The sequence below is a fragment of the Nonomuraea sp. NPDC048901 genome (genome assembly GCF_040649695.1).
Classification (GTDB): domain Bacteria; phylum Actinomycetota; class Actinomycetes; order Streptosporangiales; family Streptosporangiaceae; genus Nonomuraea.
The window spans coordinates 87,356-107,711 of the sequence record NZ_JBEZFW010000001.1 but is presented as its reverse complement, the minus strand read 5'-3'; the positions used below and the strand labels follow the sequence as shown (position 1 = coordinate 107,711).

Sequence of the window (20,356 nt, the reverse complement as noted above, 5' to 3'; positions counted from 1 at the left end):
CGGTTATCAGCCTCCGCTGACGGTGCTGTCCTTCTTCTCAGTAGTGCCGGGGGAGTCGTCCGTCTTCTCACTGGTGGACGGGCCGTCGCCGGTCGAGTCAGTGGTCGGCGGAAGGTTCAGCGCGGTCGCCTCGCAGGGGGCCACCGCCCCCTTGACCACCTCCAATGAGATCGCGGTAGGCGGCTTGTCCGCCTGGTCGACCGAGACCGCCAGGACCAGCGTCTGGCCGGAGCCCGCCTGCCCCTTGCCGATCAGGAACGCCATCCCCGTGCCGACCGTCCTGATCAGGAAGCTGTTCTTGGCCCGCCCGTCGCCGGCCCCGTGCCCGCCTCGGGGCTTCTTGCAGGTCTGGTCCGCCGGCAGGTAGTCGACCACCGCCGTCACCCCCGCCGCGGCCAGCTTGGCCGTCAGCTCACCGGGGTCACGAAACTCGCTGATCCGCACCTCGACTGATCCGTCCGCGTTCCTGGTCACGGCGAAGGCCGGGGTGGCGGCTCCGCCGTACACGTTCATGGCCACCACGGTGGCCGCCGTGACCCCCGCCACCGCGGTGGCCAGTCCTACGACACGCCCGGTCCTTCGGCGTCGCGCCGGTGGCTGGACGACCGGGTCCGCCCTCCTGCCGGCGATGTCGTCCTTGAGTGCGGTGAGCAGACGCTCCTCGAAGTTGTTCATGCCTGTCCCTCCACGTACACAGCCGACGGCGAAGCGACGTCTTCCAGGGCGCGTCTGGCCCGGTGCAGGCGGACTCGGGCGGTCACCCCGTTGATGCCCAAGGCCACGGCGGCCTCCTTGACGGTGAGCTGATCGATCGCCACGAGCTCAAGCACGGCCCGCTCGCCCTCGGGCAGGTCGCGCATGGCCGCCAGCGCGCGCCGCGTCTGGCGCTCGGCGTCGATCCGCTCCTCCATGCGGTCGAGGTCGTGGTCGTCCATCAGTCGCCGGCCCGCGACGCGGCTGGTCGCTTTCGCCTCGCGGGCCGTGCGTCGATACTGGGCGGACACGACGTTGCGCGCCACGCCGTACAACCAACCGGTCTCGCTGCCTCGGCCGGGGCGGTAGGTGTGCCCGGAGTCCAAGACCGCCAGGAAGATGTCGGCAGTCAGGTCGGCGGCCAGGTGAGCATCGCTCACCCGGCGTACGACGAACCGCATGACGCCATCGACATGGCGGCGATAAAAGGCCTCAAAGGCCTCGGGGTCCTCGTTGAGGCGCACAGGCCTCGCTCCCTTCGTCGCTCGCCCTACACCTCTACTTGGACCGAGCGACCCGAAGCGTTTCCGGTCAGGACGGCACTGCTGACCGACATGTCGTCCTGGCGGGCGCCGTTGACGTGCGTCGGGCGGAGATCAGAGCGGCCGGAGTCGTTCGGCGATGTCGAGCCAGACGGTGACCTCGGTGGCGGTGAAGTGCCGGATCGCCCAGTCGACCATGCGCAGGCTCATGTGCGCCCAGCAGGCCGGCGCCGCCTCCTCGGACACCATCCCGTCGAGCAGCCGAGCGAGCTCCGGGGCCCGGTGCGTGAGGTCGAAGCGCAGTGTGAAGAGATCGAAGTCCGCGTCACCCCGTGTGGCGCCGTCCCAGTCGATCACTCCGGTGACCGTGCCCGAGGCGTCGACCAGCACGTTCTCGGGATGGAAGTCGGTGTGGACGAGGTCGGGGCCGTCCAGCCGCTCTGGGAGGGCGGCGCCGATCTCCTCGACCTGGTCGAGCAGCCGCCGCGTGCGGCTGTCGTACGTCCGCAGCGGCTCGTGCAGGCAGAAGCCCGGCCCGTCGGCGCGCAGGAAGAGCGAGAATCCGGGCAGGTCCGTACGGCCGGCCAGCAGGCCGCGGCAGCGCCGGTTGACGTCGAGCATCGACTCGATCGTGACCCGGGAGGGCTCGAGCGGGGGAGAGCCCGGCAGCAGCTCCTGCACCACAACCGGCGGGCGCACCAGCTCGTAGCGCGGCGCAGGGACGCCCCCCGCGCGGGCCACCTCCAGCAGCGCGCCGACATCGGGTCCGCGGCTGAGCACCGACCGGCGGCCGTCGGGCCAGCGCACGTACGCGGCGCCGACCTGGCCGCCGGGGCACGGGCCTTCATAGACGAGCGGTACGTCGAGCTCGCGCAGAACGCCGTCGATGTCGAGGCGGGGCACGCGGGGGAGTGTCACGAAGACCGATCCTCGCCGGTCCTTCAGCTGCGACACAACTTCCGGTGTGACACAACAGACAGCGGCTCCCGGAATCCCGGCTGATCGTCCCAGTGCTGCAACGAGAGAGTGAGCTTCAACTGAAGGGAAGCACGCCATGACCATTCTCGTCGCCTACGACGGCTCAGCCGACTCGCGCGCCGCCATCGAGTTCGCGGCCAAGCACCTGGCCGCCGAGCCCACGCTCATCGTGACCGTGTGGGAGCCGCTGCTCGTGCAGCTCAAGAGGTATCCGCTGGCCGGTGCCGCGGTCCTCGCCGACTCCAGTGAGGAATGGCGGGTCCAGGCTGAGCAGTACGCCAAGGAGGGGGCCGAGCTGGCGATCGCGGCCGGGCTCGCGGATGTGACGTATCGGGCGGTGGCCGACAACGAGTCGATCTGGCGGACGATCGTCGACGTCGCGGACGAGGTCGACGCGTCGCTGGTGGTCACGGGGTCGCGAGGACTTGCCGGCGTACGCTCCGTGCTCCTGGGCAGCGTCTCCAACCACGTGCTGCACCACGCCCACCGGCCGACCCTGATCGTCCCACCGACCAAGCACTGATCGGTCCACGACCGTTTTCTGGGCGCGACGGACCGTCTTCTTCCTCCCCGAAGGGGCTATCCCGTCAAAAGGACCCCAACCACGACGGACTGTCACAGGGACCGAGACGGCCGCGTGACGGACCGCCGTGAAAGATCGCCTAGCACGCGGCCTGTGGGGCCGAGCAGCCGTCCTTGGACGGGGTGAGCCGGGTGTCGATGCGCCTCGCCCCGGGCCCTTCGTTGCCCAGCCGGTCGTGCGGGTTGGCCAGCGCGCACCGGTCGAGCGACAGGCACCCGCACCCGATGCACTCCGTGAGGTCATCGCGGAGCCGCTGCAACTGCTCGATCCGGTCGTCGAGCTCGCTGCGCCAGGCCGCCGACAGCCGCGCCCAGTCGTCACGGGTGGGCGTGCGCTCCTCGGGCAGTTCGCTCAGGGCGTCCTTGATGGTCCGCAGCGGGATGCCCAGCCGCTGCGACAGCCGGACGAACGCGACCCGGCGCAGCGTGTCACGGGTGTAGCGCCGCTGGTTGCCCGCGGTACGGCGGCTTCCGATGAGCCCCTTGGCCTCGTAGAAGTGCAGCGCCGACACGGCCACGCCGCTGCGCTCGGCGAGCTGGCCGACCGTCAGCTCCTTGGAGTTCCACGCCACCTTGGTCATAACCTCAAGAATACTTGAGGAATACCGGCCGGAAGTGGGTGACCAGCTGGCGGCCGTCGAAGATGTGCAGCGCGTACGCGGGCGGCAGGTCGTACGTGACCGGGATCTCGGCCTCGGTCTCCACACTGGTCAGGCAGGTGGAGATGACGCCGGGTGCGACGACGAGCGGCAGTCCGGCGAACCGGGCCGACACGGCGGTGTGCGCGTGGCCGGTCAGCACCCCGGCCACGTGCGGGTGCCGTGACAGCAGGTCCGCCAGCCGTTCCGGCTCGCGCAGCCGGATCTGGTCGACGTACGGGATGCCCAGCTCAATCGGCGGATGGTGCATCCCCACGAACGCCGGGACGTCGGGCCGCTCCGACAGCACCTCGTCGAGCCAGGCCAGCGTCTCGTCGGCCAGGTAGCCGTGGTCGTGGCCGGGCACGCTCGAATCGGCCAGGGCGATGGTCAGGTCGTCGAGCCTGAGCGCCTGGTTGGCCGGGCCGAGCAGCTTCTCGAACTCCGGCACCGCGTCATGGTTGCCCGGACAGATGGCCAACGGCCGCTCGTCGCGGAGCAGCTCCTTCGCGATCGTGTATTCCTCCGGCAACGCGTGGTCGGCGATGTCACCCGTGACCAGGACGGCGTCGAGGCGCAGGGTACGCAGATGCTCCATGACCTGCCGCGTGCGCTCGACGCTCTCGTCGGAGCCACCGATGTGGGTATCACTGATCTGCGCAAAAATCGCCACCCGAGCACCCTATTCCACGTGTACGGGCCGCTCGAAGAACGTCTCCAGCACGACGACCGTCTGGGTCCCGGTCACGCCGTCCACATCGAACACCTGCCGCAGCACCTGCTGTAACTCCCTCGTGTCGGCCGTACGGACCTTGAGCAGCACCGAGGCGGGACCGGCGATGACGTGGGCCTCCTCGACCGGTGCGATGGCCGCCAGCCGCGCGGCGGAGTCCCCCATCCAGGCGCCGCCGTCGACCAGCACATACGCCACGACCTCGCGCCCGAGCGCGGCCGGATCCACCTCGATCGTGGTGCGCTTGATCACCCCACGTTCGCGCAGCTTGCGCACCCGCTCGTGCGCCGCCCCACTCGACAGGCCGACCGCCTTGCCGAGAACCGCGTACGACCGCGTGGCGTCTTCTTGAAGCAGGCCGATCAGCATCTTGTCGATCTCGTCCATGACAGTATGCTATTCGACTATGCAGCCATTCCACCAAACACCATATGGCCACATCCCCACGGAGCTCGAAGTGCTGGATGAGCGCTTCGCCGTGGTCGGTGGTGACGACCTGGTCGAGCGGATCTACTTCGGCACCCGCTGGGCCGAGGGGCCCGTCTATTTCCCGGCGGGCCGGTTCCTGGTCTGGAGCGACATCCCCAACGACCGGATGCTGCGCTGGGACGAGATGACCGGCGCCGTGGGCCCGTTCCGGCAGCCCGCCGGCTACGTCAACGGCAACACGCTCGACCGCCAGGGCCGCCTGATCTCGTGCGAGCAGGGTCAGCGGCGGGTCACCCGCACCGAGGCCGACGGCTCCATCACCGTGATCGCCGACCGGTGGCAGGGCAAGCGGCTCAACAGCCCGAACGACGCGGTGGTCCGCTCTGACGGCTCCATCTGGTTCACCGACCCCGCCTATGGCATCGACAGCGACTACGAGGGCTTTCGGGCCGAGCCGGAGATCGACGGTTGCCATGTCTACCGCGTCGATCCGGTGACGGGCGAGGTGACCCGGGTGGCCGACGACTTCGACCGGCCCAACGGGCTGGCCTTCTCGCTGGACGAGTCCCGTCTGTACATCGCCGACACCCGCCGCAGGCACATACGCGTGCTCGACGTGCACGACAACGGCACGCTCTCGGGCGGCAAGGTCTTCGCGCAGGGAGGCGACGACGACCGCTTCGACGGGATGCGGCTGGACGATACGGGCCGGGTGTGGGCGGCGGCGGGCAAGGCGGTGCTCTGCCACGACCCCGACGGGACGCTGATCGGCCGGCTCCGCCTGCCCGACGATGTCGCCAACCTGGTGTTCGGCGGCCTCAAGCGCAACAGGCTCTTCATCGCGTCCTCGTCCTCGCTCTACTCGGTGATGCTGAACGTCACGGGCGCCCGCCCCGTCTGGTCCTAGCGCCACTCCCGGCGAAAGCAACCGGATCAGCGCTACTCCCAGCGGAACAACCGGATCGCGATCCCGCCGAAGACCAGCAGCCCGGCCGCCATGACGACGAGGTGCAGCGGCTGCGGCGCGTGGCCCGCCCAGGTGTCGCGCAACGCCTGGGCGAACGGCCCCGCCACCGAATAGTCGCTCACCACCCGCAGCGCGTCCGGCATGACCTCACGCGGAATCCACATGCCCGCCACGAACATCAGCGGGAACATCACCACCGACCCGATCCCCGGCGCCGACTTCCCCGACGGCGCGACCGAGGCGATCACCAGCCCCAGAGCCAGCAGCGCGGCCGAGCCGAGCAGGAACACCAGCGTGAAACCGGGGAGCTGCTTGGGTATCGCGACGCCGCGCACCAGGTTCCCGACCACCACCAGGAGGACGACGGACACGGTGCCGATGGCCAGGTTGATGATGAGCTGGGCGGCCAGGAGCCGCCCCGGCGGAACGGGCGTCGTCGACATCCGCCTGAGCACCCCCTGCTCGCGATAGGTGACCAGGACGGCCGGCAGCACCGTGCAGGCGAGCGTCAGCACCGCGAGCAAGGTCATCTGGGCCGGCAGTTGGGTGTCGATGAACCGCTGGCCGCCCATCGCCGGATCGGGCGCGGACAGGTCGGGAATGCTGCCGAGCGCCAGCAGCAGGGCGAGCGGCAGGCCGATGGTGAAGACCATCGTGGGCCACTGCCGCAGATGCAGCTTGGTCTCGACGAGGAGGATCTTCTTCATGACAGTTTCCTTCCGGTCAGTGCGAGGAACGCGTCGTCGAGCGTGGCCTGCTCGATGCGCAGGTCGGCGGGGACGACCTCATGCCGGGCGAGCGTCAGCATGACGGAGGTGGCGAGGTCGCCGGTGCCCGTCACCACGACCTGCTCGCCGCTCCTGGCGACCTCGCTCACCTCGGGCAGGGCCAGCAGGAGGTCGTCGGAGAAGGGCGCGGTCGGCCGGAACCGCAGCCGCTGCGCCCCGCCCACCTGGGCGATCAACCCCGCGGGTGTGTCGGTGGCGACGACCCGGCCCTCGTCGATGAGCGCGACGCGGTCGCAGAGCCGCTCGGCCTCCTCCATGAAGTGGGTGACGAGCACGACCGTCACGCCGGAGTCGCGTACCTGCTCGACCAGCTGCCAGGTGTCCCTGCGGGCCTGCGGGTCGAGGCCGGTGGTGAGCTCGTCGAGCACCGCGACCCGTGGCCGGCCCACCAACGCCAGCGCGATGGACAGGCGCTGCCGCTGGCCACCGGAGAGCTCGCCGAAGCGCTCTTCCCGCTTGCCGCCGAGCCCGACGCGCTCGATCAGCTCGGACCAGTCGGCCGGGTCCGGATAGAAGGAGGCGTAGAGATCCAGCGCCTCCCACACCTTGAGCTTGTCGGGCAGCGCGGCACTCTGCAGCTGCGCGCCGAGGACGCGCCGCAACGCGTCCCTGTCCTGCTGAGGGTCGATCCCGGTCACGCGTACGGTGCCACGATCGGGAGTGCGCAACCCCGCGACGCACTCGACGGTCGTGGTCTTGCCGGCGCCGTTCGGGCCGAGGATGCCGAAGATCTCGCCATCCGACACCTCGAACGACACGTCATCCACCGCCACGTGGTTCGGGTACCGCTTGTGGAGGTTCCTGACCTCGATGACTTTCATGCCTTAGACGCTAGGAATTCCGGCTCTCGCGGAGAATCGGGCTGGGTACCCGGCGAAGGTGTATCTAGCTGCAATATGCGCGATGCCGTGGATCGCGCACACTGGGAGCATGCTGAGAAGGTACGTCCAGGTCGCGGCGTTGCTGGCGCTGATCCTCGTCGAGGTGCCCACCGCCGTCGTCTCCTTCTGCCTGCTCGTCCTGACCTTCGGCCTCGGCGTGGTCCCCCTCTTCCCGCTGCAGGTGCGGCTGGCCAGGCAGGTGGCGGAGCGCAGGAGACGGCTGGTCGGGGAGTGGTTGGGAGTCCGGATCGACTCGCCGTACCTGCCCAAGCCGCCGCCCCCGCAGCGGCAGGCCGACGGGATGTACCGCTCGCACCGCACGCTGTACAAGTCGCCGCGGGTGCCGGCCTGGAACGACAGGTGGAAGTGGCTGGTCTCCGACCCGGCGACCTGGCGTGACTGCGTCTGGCTGGTCCTGGACCCGGTGGTCAAGCTGGGCCTGCTGCCCCTGCTCCTACTGCTGCCCGACCGCGGGCTGCGCGTCTACGGCATGTGGTGCGAGCTGGTGCTGTCCGCGACGGCGGCCAGCCGCCTGGCGGGGCAGGTCAACCACCTCCAGCGGGTACGCAACCTGGCGGCCGACACCCAGTCCGCGGAGATGCGCAGGATCGAGCGCGACCTGCATGACGGCACGCAGGCGCGGCTGGTGGCGATCGGCATGACGCTCGGCGCGGTCGAGCAGCTCGTCGACACCGACCCGGCCGCGGCCAAGGCGCTGCTGTCCAAGGCCAAGGAGGCGTCCTCGGAGACGCTTACCGAGCTGCGTACGGTCATCCGCGGCATCCACCCGCCGGTGCTGGCCGAGCGCGGGCTCGCCGACGCCGTGCGCGCCCTGGCCATCGACAGCCCGCTCCGGGTGAACGTGGACGTCGATCTGCCGCACCGCCCGGAGCCGCCGGTGGAGGCCGCCGCCTACTTCGCGGTCAGCGAGCTGCTGTCCAACGCCGCCAGGCACGGCGGGGCCGCCACGGCCACCGTCGACGTCAGCGGCAACGGCTCCGACCTGCGGATCTCCGTGATCGACGACGGCATGGGCGGCGCCGACCCCGGCAAGGGCAGCGGCCTCATGGGCATAGAGCGGCGGCTGGCGGCCTTCGACGGGGTGCTCGCGGTGCACAGCCCGCCCGGGGGACCGACCACGGTGACCATGAGCATGCCCAAGGTCCTGCCGAATCACTGGGCGGGCAGCCTGCCCAAGCTGCCGCGCTGGAAGGCCGCCCTGGTGGTCACGCTCTGGCTGACCTCCTGGTGCCCGCTGTTCCCCCAGGGCATCGTGGCGGGCATCTTCAAGGTCTTCGGCATCCCGGAGAAGGCCTGGTTCCTCGCGTTGTACATGCCAGAGCCGTGGCAGTGGCCGGTCATCCTGTTCATGATCGCGCTCGGCTGCGCCATGTACCTGACGGCCACTCTGCTCCCGGCCTGCCACAACAGGGATCGCTGGTGGGCGGAGGCGACGCCGCGCCGTCTATGGTTCAGCAGATGAACCGTGTTCTCGTCGCCGAAGACCTCTACCTGCTCAGAGACGGCCTGGTCCACCTGCTCCAGGCGCACGGCTTCACGGTCGTGGCCGCCGTGGAGAGCGGGCCCGAGCTGCTCAAGGGGCTGATCGAGCTGCGCCCCGACGTCTCGATCGTGGACGTACGGCTGCCGCCCACCTTCACCGACGAGGGCCTGCAGGCCGCGCTGGCAGCCCGTCAGCAGGTGCCCGGCCTGCCGATCCTGGTGCTGTCGCAGCACGTCGAGCAGCTGTACGCGCGTGAGCTGCTCGCCGACGGGTCCGGCGCGATCGGCTACCTGCTCAAGGACCGGGTGTTCAACGCCGAGCAGTTCATCGACGCCGTACGCCGGGTCGCCCAGGGCGGCACCGCGATGGACCCCGACGTGATCGCCAAGCTGCTGGCCAGCAACGCCAGGAACGAGCCGCTGGCCGCCCTCACGCCACGTGAGCGGGAGGTGCTGGAGGCGATGGCCGAAGGGCGCTCCAACGCCGCCATCTCTCAGCGGCTCTACCTCAGCGAGAGCGCGGTGGCCAAGCACACGGCCGGCATCTTCGCCAAGCTGGGTCTGGCGCCTTCTGACGACGACAATCGCCGGGTCCTGGCGGTGCTCGCCTACCTCAACAGCAGATAGTCGCATTGTCGGTGGCACCGGCTACCTTTCATAGGAGGCAGCAACACGAAAGGGTGGGTCAGGTGAAAATCCGGGTAAACCGCGATGTTCTGGCAGACGCGGTGGCGTGGGCCGCCAGGGTGCTGCCCAGCCGCCCTGTGGTGCCCGTGCTCTCGGGCCTGCTGCTGGGCGCCGACGAGGAGCTGAGCCTGTCCGCGTTCGACTACGACGTCTCGGCCCAGGCCAGGATCGACGCCGACGTGGCCGAGCAGGGCCAGGTGCTCATCCCCGGCCGCCTGCTCGCGGAGATCAGCCGCAGCCTGCCCGCCGACGATGTCGAGATCGTCACCGAGGGCCAGGAGGCGGTCCTGACCTGTGGCAGCGCCGAGTTCGGCCTGATCACGATGCCTGTCGAAGACTTCCCGACCATGCCCACGATGCCGCCGAGCATCGGCGCCATCGGCGGCGGCGTCTTCGCCTCGGCCGTGGGCCAGGTCGCGCCCGCCTCCAGCCGCGACGACACGCTGCCGATGCTCACCGGCATCAGGGTCGACATCGAGGGCGAGTCGGTCACGATGGCGGCCACCGACCGCTACCGCATCGCGGCCCGCGACCTCACCTGGCGCCCGGCCACGCCCGACGTCGCGGTGTCGGCCATGGTGCCCGCGCGTGTGCTGGTCGACGTGGCCAAGACGCTGCGCGGCGGTGAGGTGGCGGTGGCGCTGGGCGACGGTGTGGCGGGCTTCGAGAGCGTCGGCCGCAGCACCACGGTCCGCCTGCTCGACGAGCAGTTCATCGACTACCGCGCCAGGCTGACCGCCGACTGGTCGATCAGGGCCGACGTGCCGGTGACGGCGTTCGTCAACGCCATCAAGCGGGTGGCGCTGGTGGCCGAGCGCAACACCGCGATCCGGCTGTCGTTCAGCCAGGGCCACGTACGCATCCAGGCCGGCGGCGGCGACATCGGCCGCGGCTCCGAGGTGGTCGAGTGCGAGCTGCGCGGCGACGACATCCAGATCGCCTTCCAGTCGCAGTTCCTCCTCGACGGCCTGACCGGCATAGAGACCGACCTGGCCCGTCTCAACATGGAGTCACCGACGAGGGCCGCCCTGATCCAGGATGTTCCTGGCGACGGGCAGCCCAGCTTCCGCTACTTGGTGATGTCGCTGCGCCTCGGGTGACCCTTGCGGGTCATGCGCCCTCGGTGAGCGCGATGAGAATGTGCTCCATGCAGGCATGCCCGGCGCGCTCGGCGGCGGTGGCGTCGCCCGAGGAGATGGCGCGCGCGATGGCGTCGTGCGGGATGTAGCTCTTGTTCAGCGACGTGCCCGCGGCCGTGATGCTGGCCCGTAGCGCCGCCGAGAAGTCCTCATAGAGGTCGATCAGCACGAGGTTGTGCGTGGCATGCGCCACGGACATGTGGAAGGCCAGGTCGGCCTCGACGAAGGCGTCCGGATCGTCCAGCTCCCAGGCGCGGTCGCGCTCGGCCAGGGCGGCCTCGATGCGCAGGATGTCCTCGTCGGTGCGCCTGGTGGCGGCCAGGCGAGCAGATTCGACCTCCAGTGCGCGGCGCACCTCGAGGATCTCCAGCTGCTCTGCCTGGCGCAGACGCCTCAGCATGGCGCCGGAGAGCTCGCTGGTGGCGCGGACATAGGTCCCGTCACCCTGGCGGCACTCCAGCAGCCCGGCGTGTGTAAGCGCGCGTACGGCCTCGCGAACGGTGTTGCGTCCCACTCCGAGCTGCTCCGCGAGCACCGTCTCAGTTGGGATCTTGCCGTTCATCTGCCACAACCCTGAGGTGATCTGCTCCTTGAGCTGATCGATCACCTGGTCGACGAGCGAAGCTCGCTGAGCCGTACGCAGACTCACAGTCCGCCTCCTCCGGGGTGCCAGTCATCCCATGAGTCAATGACTGGTAGACCCTAATTATTCCAGACTCAAAAACCAAATCTGGAGCTCCCGGAGGGCTAGCGGTTCACTGAAACGTCGATCTTCACCCCTGCCAGTGCGGAATGGACTCCGGCGGCCTCCAACGCCCTGCGATAGGCGCTGGTCTGCTGGGCCTTGTCCCCGGAGCTGCCGTAGAGGTCGCCCAGCTCTCGCCAGCAGCGTGCGGCCTGCCTGTCGGAGCCGAACACCGGACGGTTGAGCGTCTCGAGCAGCTGCCGAGCCTCGCCGAGAGACCTCGACGCGTCGGCGTCCAGGGCGAGCGCGACGGTGGCGAGCACGAGGTGGGCCTCGGCCGGTGCCGTGCCCGGGGCGTCGTGCACCAGGTCGAGCGCCGAGGTGGCCAGCTCGCCCGCTCGCACGGCGTCGCGCGCCCGCAGCTTGACCCTGGCGTGCGCGATGAGGCTCTCGCCGTGCTCCTGCGTGCTGCCCGCGGTGCTCGCGAACACGCGAGTCGCCGCTTCGGCCCACCGGTCGGCTTCGGCGATCGGCGCGGAGTCGAGCCTGGCCCAGTGCATGGCCACGCGGGCCAGCTGCAGCGTGAGCCTGGTCGGCCGGCCCGCCATGATCGCGTCGTCGGCCAGGCGTACGGCCAGTGCGGAGTCCTCGCCACCGGCCGCGGCCACACTGGCCTGCCAGAGGGCGTGGATCTCAGCGGAACGGTCCACAATCTCAGGCACGCCGCTGGCGTCGAGCACCCGCCGCACGAATCCGAGCTCGGGAGAGTCGCCCTCGCGTCCGCTGCGCACCTCTACCAGCGCGGCGGCCAGGTCGATGGCGATCTCGCCTTGCGTGACGGCCAGCCGCTCCGCCTGCTCCAGCGCGTGCGCGGCCAGGTCGCGGGCCCTCAGGCGGTCGCCCGCCCGCTGGTAGCAGCGGCTCAGCGCGACGGTGAGCGGCAGGTCGGCCAGCCGCTCAGGATGGGCCGCCGCCTCCCTGCGCAGCCGCTCGAACGCCTCGACCGCCTGGCCGAGCCGTCCTTGCGCTTCGAGGGCACGGGCCCTGCCGAGGCGGGCGTGCGCGGTCAGCAGTGCGTTCTCCTCGTCGGCCGCCTTCACGATCTCCGTGAAGCGGTCGGCCGCGAGGACGGGGTCGCCATGCTGTAGCTCCAGCTCAGCGTGGCGCAGACCGAGCTCGGTATCGATGCGCTGCCGAGGCTCGATCCCATGCAGGAGGAACTCGGTGGTGCACCCCAGGCGCTCGGCCAGGAGTCTTGCTACAACCGGAGTCGGAGTCCGCTTGCCCGACTCGATGAGCGAGACATAACTGTCAGACAGGTCGGGTCCGGCCAGTTGGGCCTGTGACATCCGCCTGTTTAGCCGCAGTCCTCGGACGCGGTCACCGATGGTTCCCTGACTCGGCATCTCATCTCTCAAGGCGGGGAAGGGTCAACACTCCGCAATGATTGCATGAAGTGGCGCAATCGGGTATCCCCACGTGAAGAATTCCCCACGGCAGGATTAATCGTCGCTGTCGTCCTTGCTGGGGAAAAGCATCTGGCACACTTCGAGGTACAGAGTCTCCGGATACGGAATGTACTCGACTGTTGACAGTGCCTGATCCTGACCAGCGGATTCAAGGATGAACTCACCGTAACCGAGCATGCGCCCAAGGAGAGATCTTTGGAAGCTCATGTCGGTGACCTTGCCCAATGGCATCATCGCGACTTTGCGCGTGATGAGGCCTGTGGTGAGCAACATCCGCTTTGAGGTAACCACAAAGTAGTCGACCGACCACTCCGCGACTTTCCAAACAAAGCGGATCAAGAGCAGAAGCCAGAGCCACCAGACGACGACGAGGGCCGTGCTGCTCCCCTCGCCGCCGAAAATCTTGCTGAGCAACCCGGCGATGATGAGGCCGCCGAAGACTTCGGCGACCGGGCGAAGCAGCACGGCTGGGTGACGCCGTACCATGATGACCTGTTGTTCGTGGGGGAGAAGGTAGCGGTTGACCGACGCCGGAGCAGAGTCCCCGTGGGTCACAAGTCTCATGCGAGGTTGTTCACAAATTGGGCCAGTGAGTCGGCCGCGTTGATCACGTTGTCGAACACTCCTCTGACCGCGTCCGCGGCATCGGTTGGTCGCGCGAACAGGTAGTACGCCACAAAAGCCATACCACCGTATGTGAGGACCTTTTTGACCTGCACTGTCGCCTCCGTACCACTTACCTACTCCACCCGCTCTCTACATTACCCACCCCAATGCCGGGGTAAAGGTAACTTGACGGGATAGTTTTGATCTTGCTTAGCCGCGTTCGCTGGCCACGAGAGCCAGGACGTGAAGGTGCTTGCGCGCGATCCGCTCGACGAGACTCGGATGGGCGTAGCCCGTGACCTCCAGCGCGCCGTAGTGCGCCGCTTCGACGCAGCGCGTTACGGTGATCGCGGAGTGGATGCCGGCGAACTCCTCGCGGAGTGCCGTCTCCACGTCCGCGTACGGACTTGGCTCCGCCTCGGTGTGGTCGCTCACGACAACACCTCGGTAGCCGGAAAAACGCTCATCGCTGCTCCCCCCACGCGCATGCGGAAGTTGCCTTCCTCTCACCTCATACCCACGAGACAACAGTATGTAACGAAGTGAGTGCGCAGCGTGACGAGTCAGACCACCCCGTACAAACGATCTCCGGCGTCACCCAGACCTGGAACGATGTAACCGTTCTCGTTCAGCCGCTCGTCGAGGGCGGCGGTCACGACGCGGATCGGCTTGCCGGAGTTGGCGAACACCTTGTCCATGTACGCCAGCCCTTCGGGCGCCGCGAGCAGGCAGATCGCCGTGACGTCCACCGCCCCGCGGTCGAACAGGAACCGCACGGCCGCGGCCAGCGTGCCGCCGGTGGCCAGCATGGGGTCGACCACGTAGCACTGGCGCCCGGACAGGTCATCGGGCAGCCGGGTGGCGTAGGTCTCGGCCTGCAGCGTCGACTCATTGCGGATCATGCCCAGGAAACCGACCTCGGCCGTGGGCAGCAGCCTGGTCATGCCGTCGAGCATGCCGAGACCCGCCCGCAGGATCGGCACGACCAGCGGATAGGGCTTGGCCAGCCGCACCCCATGGGCCTCGGCGACCGGCGTCTGCACGCTCACGTCCACGACCCGCACATCGCGCGTCGCCTCGTACGCCAGCAGCGTCACCAGCTCGTCCGCGAGCCGGCGGAACGTCGGCGAGTCCGTCCGGACATCGCGCAGCGTGGTGAGCTTGTGCGCTACGAGAGGATGGTCGACGACGAGGGTTTCCATAAGGGACAACGCTATCTTGTGTGCAACGAACCGGCACGTCGCGTCATGGGTTTTGATCACAATTTGGTCGGAGCAGCCCACGGGGGGTGGCCGGGTCTGGAACGATTGGATCCCGTAGTGACCACGTCGTGGGGTGGACGATGACAGAAGAAGATGCGCTCGACTTCGCCATCGTGGTCTATCGCGAGGACGAGTGCTGGGACGCCGGCCTGCTGCCGGTCGCGCTGACGTCCGATCTGCATGGGCTGATCAAGGCGCTGCGCCAGCAGCCGAGCGAGAGCGGCACGATCGGCCTGGTCGCCGTGGGCGACGAGTTCTTCGTGGCGCTGCGCGTCCTGGGTGATCGCGTCGATGTCTTCCTGTCCGACATCGCCGCCTCCTGGGACTTCCCGCTGGCCGAGCAGGTCCTCGACTACCTCGACGTGCCGATCCCCGACGAAGAGGAGCTCGACGAGATCCTCCAGGACGAGGACACGGTGCTTCCGGCCGGCGATCTGTCCATCTTCGCGGACCTGGGACTCGACGAGATGGAGCTGGGCATACTCTCCGGCGACATCGAACTCCTCCCGGAAGACGTACTCTCCAGCATCGCCGCGCGACTCGGCTTCTCCGAGCCGTTCGAGCGGGCCATCGAATCGGTCTTCGGCTGACCCCTGGAGCACGGACATGGCGTCCAACACCTTCTCTGCGGCCTTCGTCAAGATCTCCGGCGGTTGGAGCGGCGCCGAGGTCGATCTCGGTGACGCCGAGATCGTCGACGACTTCGGCGACGCGGTGACCGAGGCCCTCGGCCTGTCCGGCGACGAACTCGCCCTGCTCTGCGTCGAGGTGGAGGACGAGTGGTTCGCCATCGTCCGCTACCGCGGTGATGACGAGCCGCGGGTGTTCCTCTCCGACGCGCACGCCATCATGTCGGACAGACTCGGCGAGCTGTTCGCGGAGTTCGCCGGGGTGGCGCCCGACAAGGACGGCAACGGGCTGGGCGTCAAGCCGTCCGGCGACTTCGACCTGCTCAGCGACCTGGGCGTGGGCTCGGAAGAGCTGCTGGAGCTGTCCATGGAAGAAGGCGTGCTGCCGGCCGACATCCTCTCGGTGATCGCCGAGCGGCTGTCCTTCGCCGACGAGCTCGACCGGTTGCGGTGAACCACGCCGACGCGATGCGCCTGGCCCTGTCCGAGGCCGCCGCGGCCGGCGCCCGGGGCGAGGTCCCCGTCGGCGCGGTCGTGCTCGGCCCGGGGGGCGAGGTGCTCGCGTCCGCCGGCAACTCCCGTGAGTCTTCCGCCGATCCGACCGCGCACGCGGAGGTTCTGGCGCTCCAGCAGGCCGCCCGGTCGCTCGGGGGGTGGCGGCTGAGCGGCTGCACGCTCGTGGTCACGCTGGAGCCGTGCACGATGTGCGCGGGGGCCGCGGTGCTGGCCAGGGTCGACCGCATCGTGTACGGGGCCGTCGACGAGAAGGCCGGGGCCGTGGGGTCACTGTGGGACGTGGTCCGCGACCGCAGGCTCAACCACCGCCCCGAGGTCGTCATGGGTGTGCTGGGCGAGGAGTGCGCTGCGGTACTAAAGGAGTTCTTCGGCACTCGGCGGATCCGGTAAGCTCGTCGACGGTGGTGTCGCCTAGTGGCCGAGGGCGCACGCCTCGAAAGCGTGTGATGGGGCAACTCATCCGTGGGTTCAAATCCCACCACCACCGCCACCTATTGGGCCTCTGACCTGTCTGACCGGGTCAGGGGCCTTTTGCTGTGCGAGGACGCCAGGGGACGTGGACGAGACGGCTACCCCAAGACCAGGCGACACGCATTTACCAGGCTGACTGCTCACCTTATCTCTTGTCGTAAGATCAGGCGATTTCATGAGGGTGGTAGCGCTGTGGACATCCGTGTGCTGGGCCCGCTGGAGGTCGTCGGTGACGACGGGCGGTCGTGTCAGATCACCTCGCTGAAGTTGCGGGCGCTGGTGAGCGTGCTGGTGCTGGCGGAAGGCCGGCCGGTGGCTCCGGCGGCGCTGATCGACCGGCTGTGGGGCGAGGAGGCGCCGGCCGAGGCGATGGCGTCGCTGCACTCGTACGTGTCCAACCTGCGCCGCCTGCTGGAGCCCGGACGCCGGGCCAGGGCGCAGAGCCGGTTGCTGATGTTCGGGCCGGTGGGCTACACGCTGGCGATCGAGCCGGAGCAGGTGGATTCGACGCGGTTCCTGCGTCTGGTCGGGCAGGCCGAGCAGGCGGCCGAGCCGGCCGAGGCGGAGCGGTTGGCGGGCGAGGCGCTGGCGCTGTGGCGCGGTGAGCCGTACCAGGATCTGGACGGTCAGGAGTATGTGACCGCTGTCAGGGCGCGGCTCACCGAGGCCCGGGAGCGGGCCCGCGAGCTGCGGGTGAGCGCGGTCATCCAGCAGGACCGCCACGGCGAGTTGCTGGGTGAGCTGGAGGCCCTGACCCACGAGCACCCCCTGCGCGAACGGCTGTGGGCGTTGCGCGCGCTGGCGCTCTACCGGAGCGGCCGCCAAGGGGAGGCTCTGGAGACGCTGCGCACGGTCCGCCGGATTCTGGCCGAGGAGCTCGGCATCGACCCGGGCGAGGAGTTGCGCGCGCTGGAACGCGACATTCTCCACCAATCCCCCGCGCTGTTCCCCCACCGGCCGCCGCGCCCGCCCGAGCCGCGGGTGGTCGAGCGGGGGATCACGGGCCGGGAGGAGGAGCTGTCCGCGCTGGACGGGCTGCTGGAAGCGGCGGCGGCGGGCCGCACCGGGTTCTCGCTGATCACCGGGGAGCCGGGGATCGGCAAGACGCGGCTGGCCGAGGCGTTGGTCAGCCGGGCCCGTGCCCGGGGTTTCACGGTTGCGGTGGGGCGGTGTGCGGCGACGGAGGGCGCGCCGGCGTTCTGGCCATGGGTGACGGTGCTGGAGCGCTTGGCCGACGCGTTGCCGCCGCTGCCCGCCGACGTGCGCGCGAACCTGCCCGGAGTGGGCTCCGCGACCGGGACCGACCCCGAGGGCGCGAGGTTTCGTACCTATGAGGCGGCGGCACGGGCGCTGACCGCGGGCCTGCGGCCGGTGCTGGTGGTGCTGGACGACCTGCACTGGGCGGACCGGTCCTCGCTGCGGCTGCTGAGCTACCTGGCCGGGTACGTGCTGGACGGCAAGCTGGTCGTGGTGGGTACGGCACGCGACTGGCCGCCGCCGGAGGGCGCGCTGGCCGAGGCGTTCGAGGCGCTGTCGCGCCGGCAGGCGGTGCGGCTGCCGCTGTCCGGCCTTTCGGCTTCCGAGCTGGGCGAGCTGACCCCAGCGGGCACTGACGTCCGGGCGCTCAGAGACCGCACGAACGGCAATCCGTTCTTCGTCACGGAGCTGACGCGTTACCTGGAAGCCGGGTCGCCGGGCCGCGGCACGCTGCCGCTGGGCGTGCGGGACGTCGTGCTCGGCCGGGTGAACCGGCTGCCAGGGCCGTCCGCCGAGTTGTTGCGGGTGGCGGCGGTGGCCGGGCGGGAGTTCGACGTGACGATCGTGGCCGAGGCCGCCGGGCTCGACCTGGACGCGGCGCTGGACCGGCTGGAGCCGGCCATGGCCGCCGCCCTGGTCGGAGAGGGGCGGCCCGGCCGGTTCCGGTTCGTGCACGCGCTGGTGCAGGAGGCGCTCACCGAGGTGGTGCCGGTGCTGCGGCGGGCCCGGCTGCACGCCGCCGTGGCCGCCGCGATCGAGTCACGTACCGGCGGCTCGGCCTCCGACCGGTTGGCTGCCGCCGCGCACCACTGGTTCCAGGCGATTCCGGCCGGCCACACCGCGCGTGCCTGGCGGGCGGCGTGGCGGGCGGCCGAGGAGGCCAAACGGCTGCGCGCGTACGACGTGGCCGTCGAGCTGCTGGAGCGGGCCGACCACGTGGCCGAGGACGACCCCGGGCTGGGCCCGGCCGAGCGGATGGATCTGCTGTTCGCGCTGGCCGAGGCCAGGTTCGGGGCGGGCGACTCGGCGGGGCAGGAGGCCGAGCTGACGCGGATCCGCCGCCTGGCCAAGCAGGAGGGCGACCGGCGGCGCTGGATCGAGGCCGCGACCGGGTACGGCGGCCGCGTCCTGCAGCCCTGGAAGGTCTACGGCGACTACGACGCCGATCTGCTGGCCGACCTGATGGAGCTGGCCGCCGACGAAGGGCTGGAGCCGTCGGCCCGGGCCCGGGTGCTGGCCTGCCTGGCGCTCCAGGCGTACTACCAGCCGGGACGGGATCCCGTGGAGCGGGACCGGTGGAGCGCCGAGGCGGCGCGGCTGGCCCGCCAGGAGAACGACGCGACGCTGCTCGGCCGGGTGCTGTTCGCCCGCTACTACGCGCTGCTCGACCCGGACTCGGTGCACCAGCGGCTGGAGGCGGGCGAGGAGATGGCCCGCGCCGGGTTGGCGGCGGGCGACGACGAACTGCGCACGATCGGGCTCACCTGCCAGGGCGGCACGCTGCTGGAGCTGTGCCGGGTGCGGGAGGCTCTGGACGTGCTGGCCGAGGCGGAGCGGCTGATCGGACGTACGCACATGCCGTACCTGCGCATCATGCTGAACTGGCTGCGGCTCGGCGTCATCATCCAACGCGGCGACCTGGAGGCGGCCGAGTCGCTGCTCGCGGCCACCGACGCCGAGCAGCGAGCGACCTCGATGTGGGGTGCGGAGTCGACCACGGCCGGCGCCACGTACCAGATCGCGCTCATGCGCCTGCGCCGCGGGACAGCGGACACGGCGCTGCCGCCGCTGGACATCTCGCACCAGCAGCTCGACCAGTTCAACCTGGACGGGTACGCCCACTACCTGGTGGCCGGCGGCCGGTTGGAGGAGGCGCGTAAGGCGCTCGGGCCGTGGGAGCGGCAATCGCCGATCCCACGGACGTTCGTCTACTTGTTCTGGCTGGTCGTCCGCTGCGAGATCTGGGCGGCGCTGGGCGACCGGCAGGCCTGCGCCGACCTGTACGAGGAGGCGTCCCCGTACGCCGACCGCATGGGGATCTCCGGACTGAGCATGCTGATGTGGCCGGTCGGCCGGTCGCTGGCGCAGCTGGCCGAGGCTCTGGGCGACGCCGAGGCGGCGCGGCGGCACGCCGAGCACGCCGAGAGCGTGGAGCGGGAGCTGGCTCACCCCCACAGGTAGGACATGCGCCGCCGGTATCGGCCCCCGGCCAGGGTGCTGAGCAGCAGCAGCGGCCTGGGCGAGGTCTTGCGCAGGTGGGCCTCGACGTCGGCCGGCAGGTCGGAGGTGATCCAGCCGAGCAGCATGATCAGCTTGCGGAGCCCGTACTGCTTCGTGAGCGTCTTGTGCATTTCCGCGTCCTCCTCCGGCGTGATGTGGGCCATCATCAGCGGGATCCCATCGGTCTCCTCGTGCGCCAGGTGCGCCCCGAGGGTGTCGGCCAGCGCGCGCAGGGCGACCATGAGCCGTTCGCGCCCCTGCTCAGACGGGCCGGCGTCGAACGCCTGGAACGCCTCGGTGCTCTCGCGGAGCCAGTGATCGCAGGCCTCGTGCTCGGCCTCCAACGCGTCGATCGTGCCGATCGCCTCCGGCGCCCGCTCCCGCAGCCGCGGCCAGACCGTCTCGTCCTCGGCGGTGTGGTGGTGGTGCAGCACGAACAGCACCCACCCGTGGTGCTCGCGCAGGGCGGTGACGCGCCGCCGGTCGCCGAGACGGACCCGGCCGATCGCGGTGATCAGGTGGCCGAGGTCGCGGCGGAAGCCGTAGTGCGCCAGGTACATGTTGGTCATGTCGAGCGGCCCCGGCGCGGCGGCGGCCTGGCCGGGCAGCGTGATCTGCGGCAGGTTCGGGTGTGCGGCGGTGCGCATGGTCGTACTCCTTCTCATTCTGGAGGGATGCCGG

At 69.8% G+C, this 20,356-nt stretch carries 24 protein-coding genes and 1 tRNA gene; 10 read left to right on the top strand and 15 right to left on the bottom strand.

Translation table 11 applies throughout. From position 1 onward, the window contains the following. Positions 1 to 6 precede the first annotated feature (6 nt). From AB0C30_RS00595 to AB0C30_RS00585, 3 genes are all read right to left on the bottom strand, one after another. On the bottom strand, positions 7 to 675 hold the full coding sequence (locus AB0C30_RS00595; RefSeq protein WP_357938103.1) for a hypothetical protein: 669 nt from the start codon (positions 673 to 675) through the stop codon (positions 7 to 9). After that, positions 672 to 1,217, bottom strand: a complete 546-nt coding sequence (locus tag AB0C30_RS00590; protein ID WP_357938101.1) for an RNA polymerase sigma factor — start codon at positions 1,215 to 1,217, stop codon at positions 672 to 674. The genes AB0C30_RS00595 and AB0C30_RS00590 overlap by 4 nt, the downstream gene beginning before the upstream one ends. Positions 1,218 to 1,349: 132 nt before the next feature. Continuing rightward, positions 1,350 to 2,153, bottom strand: coding sequence for a phosphotransferase (locus AB0C30_RS00585; RefSeq protein ID WP_357938099.1), 804 nt, complete (start codon positions 2,151 to 2,153; stop codon positions 1,350 to 1,352). A gap of 136 nt (positions 2,154 to 2,289) precedes the next feature. Here AB0C30_RS00585 and AB0C30_RS00580 point away from each other — a divergent pair, with 136 nt between their 5' ends. Further along, entirely contained in the window at positions 2,290 to 2,736 is a 447-nt protein-coding gene (locus tag AB0C30_RS00580; protein ID WP_357938097.1) for a universal stress protein, read from the top strand. A 139-nt stretch (positions 2,737 to 2,875) separates the two neighbouring features. Here the strand turns inward: AB0C30_RS00580 and soxR are convergent, their stop codons facing one another. Genes soxR through AB0C30_RS00565 form a run of 3 tightly spaced genes read right to left on the bottom strand, consistent with a single transcriptional unit; the run spans position 2,876 to position 4,553 of the window. Continuing rightward, entirely contained in the window at positions 2,876 to 3,376 is a 501-nt protein-coding gene (gene soxR / locus AB0C30_RS00575; protein WP_357938095.1) for a redox-sensitive transcriptional activator SoxR, read from the bottom strand. Between the two features lie 4 nt (positions 3,377 to 3,380). Beyond that, a complete protein-coding gene (locus AB0C30_RS00570) occupies positions 3,381 to 4,106 on the bottom strand; it encodes a metallophosphoesterase (protein WP_357938093.1) in 726 nt (241 codons plus the stop codon). A 9-nt stretch (positions 4,107 to 4,115) separates the two neighbouring features. Continuing rightward, the gene (locus AB0C30_RS00565; RefSeq protein ID WP_357938091.1) at positions 4,116 to 4,553 is read right to left on the bottom strand and encodes an Lrp/AsnC family transcriptional regulator; all 438 of its coding nucleotides are present in this window, start codon (positions 4,551 to 4,553) and stop codon (positions 4,116 to 4,118) included. Between the two features lie 70 nt (positions 4,554 to 4,623). Between AB0C30_RS00565 and AB0C30_RS00560 the strand changes: the two genes are divergently transcribed. Further along, positions 4,624 to 5,502 carry an SMP-30/gluconolactonase/LRE family protein gene (locus tag AB0C30_RS00560; protein WP_357938089.1) on the top strand — a complete coding sequence of 293 codons (879 nt, stop codon included), beginning with the start codon at positions 4,624 to 4,626 and terminating at the stop codon, positions 5,500 to 5,502. 32 nt (positions 5,503 to 5,534) lie between these two features. Here the strand turns inward: AB0C30_RS00560 and AB0C30_RS00555 are convergent, their stop codons facing one another. Beyond that, on the bottom strand, positions 5,535 to 6,269 hold the full coding sequence (locus AB0C30_RS00555; protein WP_357938087.1) for an ABC transporter permease: 735 nt from the start codon (positions 6,267 to 6,269) through the stop codon (positions 5,535 to 5,537). Further along, positions 6,266 to 7,171, bottom strand: a complete 906-nt coding sequence (locus tag AB0C30_RS00550; protein WP_357938085.1) for an ABC transporter ATP-binding protein — start codon at positions 7,169 to 7,171, stop codon at positions 6,266 to 6,268. The genes AB0C30_RS00555 and AB0C30_RS00550 overlap by 4 nt, the downstream gene beginning before the upstream one ends. A gap of 109 nt (positions 7,172 to 7,280) precedes the next feature. Here AB0C30_RS00550 and AB0C30_RS00545 point away from each other — a divergent pair, with 109 nt between their 5' ends. The 3 genes from AB0C30_RS00545 to dnaN all read left to right on the top strand — a co-directional run bounded on the left by AB0C30_RS00545 (position 7,281) and on the right by dnaN (position 10,521). Next, positions 7,281 to 8,714: a histidine kinase gene (locus AB0C30_RS00545; RefSeq protein ID WP_357938083.1), complete on the top strand. Its 1,434-nt coding sequence runs from the start codon at positions 7,281 to 7,283 to the stop codon at positions 8,712 to 8,714. Further along, on the top strand, positions 8,711 to 9,361 hold the full coding sequence (locus tag AB0C30_RS00540) for a response regulator transcription factor (RefSeq protein ID WP_225300970.1): 651 nt from the start codon (positions 8,711 to 8,713) through the stop codon (positions 9,359 to 9,361). The genes AB0C30_RS00545 and AB0C30_RS00540 overlap by 4 nt, the downstream gene beginning before the upstream one ends. A 62-nt stretch (positions 9,362 to 9,423) precedes the next feature. Further along, a complete protein-coding gene (gene dnaN, locus AB0C30_RS00535; RefSeq protein WP_357938081.1) occupies positions 9,424 to 10,521 on the top strand; it encodes a DNA polymerase III subunit beta in 1,098 nt (365 codons plus the stop codon). Positions 10,522 to 10,531: 10 nt separating this feature from the next. On the opposite strand, the gene AB0C30_RS00530 is transcribed toward dnaN, so the two are convergent. From AB0C30_RS00530 to upp, 6 genes are all read right to left on the bottom strand, one after another. Next, positions 10,532 to 11,209, bottom strand: coding sequence for a FadR/GntR family transcriptional regulator (locus AB0C30_RS00530; RefSeq protein WP_357938079.1), 678 nt, complete (start codon positions 11,207 to 11,209; stop codon positions 10,532 to 10,534). A gap of 98 nt (positions 11,210 to 11,307) precedes the next feature. Then, positions 11,308 to 12,651: a helix-turn-helix transcriptional regulator gene (locus AB0C30_RS00525; protein ID WP_357938077.1), complete on the bottom strand. Its 1,344-nt coding sequence runs from the start codon at positions 12,649 to 12,651 to the stop codon at positions 11,308 to 11,310. A 96-nt stretch (positions 12,652 to 12,747) separates the two neighbouring features. Beyond that, complete coding sequence (locus tag AB0C30_RS00520; protein WP_225300974.1) at positions 12,748 to 13,278, bottom strand: PH domain-containing protein; 531 nt, start codon at positions 13,276 to 13,278, stop codon at positions 12,748 to 12,750. Then, complete coding sequence (locus AB0C30_RS00515) at positions 13,275 to 13,433, bottom strand: hypothetical protein (RefSeq protein WP_225300975.1); 159 nt, start codon at positions 13,431 to 13,433, stop codon at positions 13,275 to 13,277. Before AB0C30_RS00515 ends, AB0C30_RS00520 begins: the two co-directional genes overlap by 4 nt. A gap of 97 nt (positions 13,434 to 13,530) precedes the next feature. Next, positions 13,531 to 13,755, bottom strand: a complete 225-nt coding sequence (locus tag AB0C30_RS00510; RefSeq protein WP_357655252.1) for a hypothetical protein — start codon at positions 13,753 to 13,755, stop codon at positions 13,531 to 13,533. A gap of 128 nt (positions 13,756 to 13,883) precedes the next feature. Then, the gene (gene upp, locus AB0C30_RS00505) at positions 13,884 to 14,522 is read right to left on the bottom strand and encodes a uracil phosphoribosyltransferase (protein ID WP_357938075.1); all 639 of its coding nucleotides are present in this window, start codon (positions 14,520 to 14,522) and stop codon (positions 13,884 to 13,886) included. 140 nt (positions 14,523 to 14,662) lie between these two features. Between upp and AB0C30_RS00500 the strand changes: the two genes are divergently transcribed. The 5 genes from AB0C30_RS00500 (at position 14,663) to AB0C30_RS00480 (ending at position 19,636) form a co-directional block, all read left to right on the top strand. Further along, positions 14,663 to 15,172, top strand: coding sequence for a tRNA adenosine deaminase-associated protein (locus tag AB0C30_RS00500; RefSeq protein WP_357655246.1), 510 nt, complete (start codon positions 14,663 to 14,665; stop codon positions 15,170 to 15,172). A gap of 16 nt (positions 15,173 to 15,188) precedes the next feature. After that, complete coding sequence (locus tag AB0C30_RS00495; protein WP_357938072.1) at positions 15,189 to 15,665, top strand: tRNA adenosine deaminase-associated protein; 477 nt, start codon at positions 15,189 to 15,191, stop codon at positions 15,663 to 15,665. Next, positions 15,662 to 16,117, top strand: coding sequence for a tRNA adenosine(34) deaminase TadA (gene tadA, locus AB0C30_RS00490; RefSeq protein WP_357938069.1), 456 nt, complete (start codon positions 15,662 to 15,664; stop codon positions 16,115 to 16,117). The genes AB0C30_RS00495 and tadA overlap by 4 nt, the downstream gene beginning before the upstream one ends. Before the next feature lie 10 nt (positions 16,118 to 16,127). Continuing rightward, positions 16,128 to 16,217, top strand: a tRNA-Ser gene (locus AB0C30_RS00485). 173 nt (positions 16,218 to 16,390) lie between these two features. Further along, positions 16,391 to 19,636 carry a BREX system ATP-binding domain-containing protein gene (locus AB0C30_RS00480; RefSeq protein WP_357938066.1) on the top strand — a complete coding sequence of 1,082 codons (3,246 nt, stop codon included), beginning with the start codon at positions 16,391 to 16,393 and terminating at the stop codon, positions 19,634 to 19,636. Here the strand turns inward: AB0C30_RS00480 and AB0C30_RS00475 are convergent. Continuing rightward, a complete protein-coding gene (locus AB0C30_RS00475) occupies positions 19,621 to 20,322 on the bottom strand; it encodes a hemerythrin domain-containing protein (RefSeq protein WP_357938063.1) in 702 nt (233 codons plus the stop codon). The genes AB0C30_RS00480 and AB0C30_RS00475 overlap by 16 nt on opposite strands. Positions 20,323 to 20,356 lie beyond the last annotated feature (34 nt).

Excerpts from the sequence above, each read along its gene's own strand:
- AB0C30_RS00520 (WP_225300974.1), bottom strand. The coding sequence starts at position 13,278 with ATGAGACTTGTGACCCACGGGGACTCTGCTCCGGCGTCGGTCAACCGC.
- AB0C30_RS00525 (WP_357938077.1), bottom strand. The coding sequence starts at position 12,651 with ATGCCGAGTCAGGGAACCATCGGTGACCGCGTCCGAGGACTGCGGCTA.
- AB0C30_RS00580 (WP_357938097.1), top strand. The coding sequence starts at position 2,290 with ATGACCATTCTCGTCGCCTACGACGGCTCAGCCGACTCGCGCGCCGCC.
- AB0C30_RS00495 (WP_357938072.1), top strand. The coding sequence starts at position 15,189 with ATGGCGTCCAACACCTTCTCTGCGGCCTTCGTCAAGATCTCCGGCGGT.
- AB0C30_RS00595 (WP_357938103.1), bottom strand. The coding sequence starts at position 675 with ATGAACAACTTCGAGGAGCGTCTGCTCACCGCACTCAAGGACGACATC.
- soxR (WP_357938095.1), bottom strand. The coding sequence starts at position 3,376 with ATGACCAAGGTGGCGTGGAACTCCAAGGAGCTGACGGTCGGCCAGCTC.
- AB0C30_RS00475 (WP_357938063.1), bottom strand. The coding sequence starts at position 20,322 with ATGCGCACCGCCGCACACCCGAACCTGCCGCAGATCACGCTGCCCGGC.
- AB0C30_RS00565 (WP_357938091.1), bottom strand. The coding sequence starts at position 4,553 with ATGGACGAGATCGACAAGATGCTGATCGGCCTGCTTCAAGAAGACGCC.
- AB0C30_RS00545 (WP_357938083.1), top strand. The coding sequence starts at position 7,281 with ATGCTGAGAAGGTACGTCCAGGTCGCGGCGTTGCTGGCGCTGATCCTC.
- AB0C30_RS00540 (WP_225300970.1), top strand. The coding sequence starts at position 8,711 with ATGAACCGTGTTCTCGTCGCCGAAGACCTCTACCTGCTCAGAGACGGC.
- AB0C30_RS00500 (WP_357655246.1), top strand. The coding sequence starts at position 14,663 with ATGACAGAAGAAGATGCGCTCGACTTCGCCATCGTGGTCTATCGCGAG.
- upp (WP_357938075.1), bottom strand. The coding sequence starts at position 14,522 with ATGGAAACCCTCGTCGTCGACCATCCTCTCGTAGCGCACAAGCTCACC.
- AB0C30_RS00555 (WP_357938087.1), bottom strand. The coding sequence starts at position 6,269 with ATGAAGAAGATCCTCCTCGTCGAGACCAAGCTGCATCTGCGGCAGTGG.
- AB0C30_RS00550 (WP_357938085.1), bottom strand. The coding sequence starts at position 7,171 with ATGAAAGTCATCGAGGTCAGGAACCTCCACAAGCGGTACCCGAACCAC.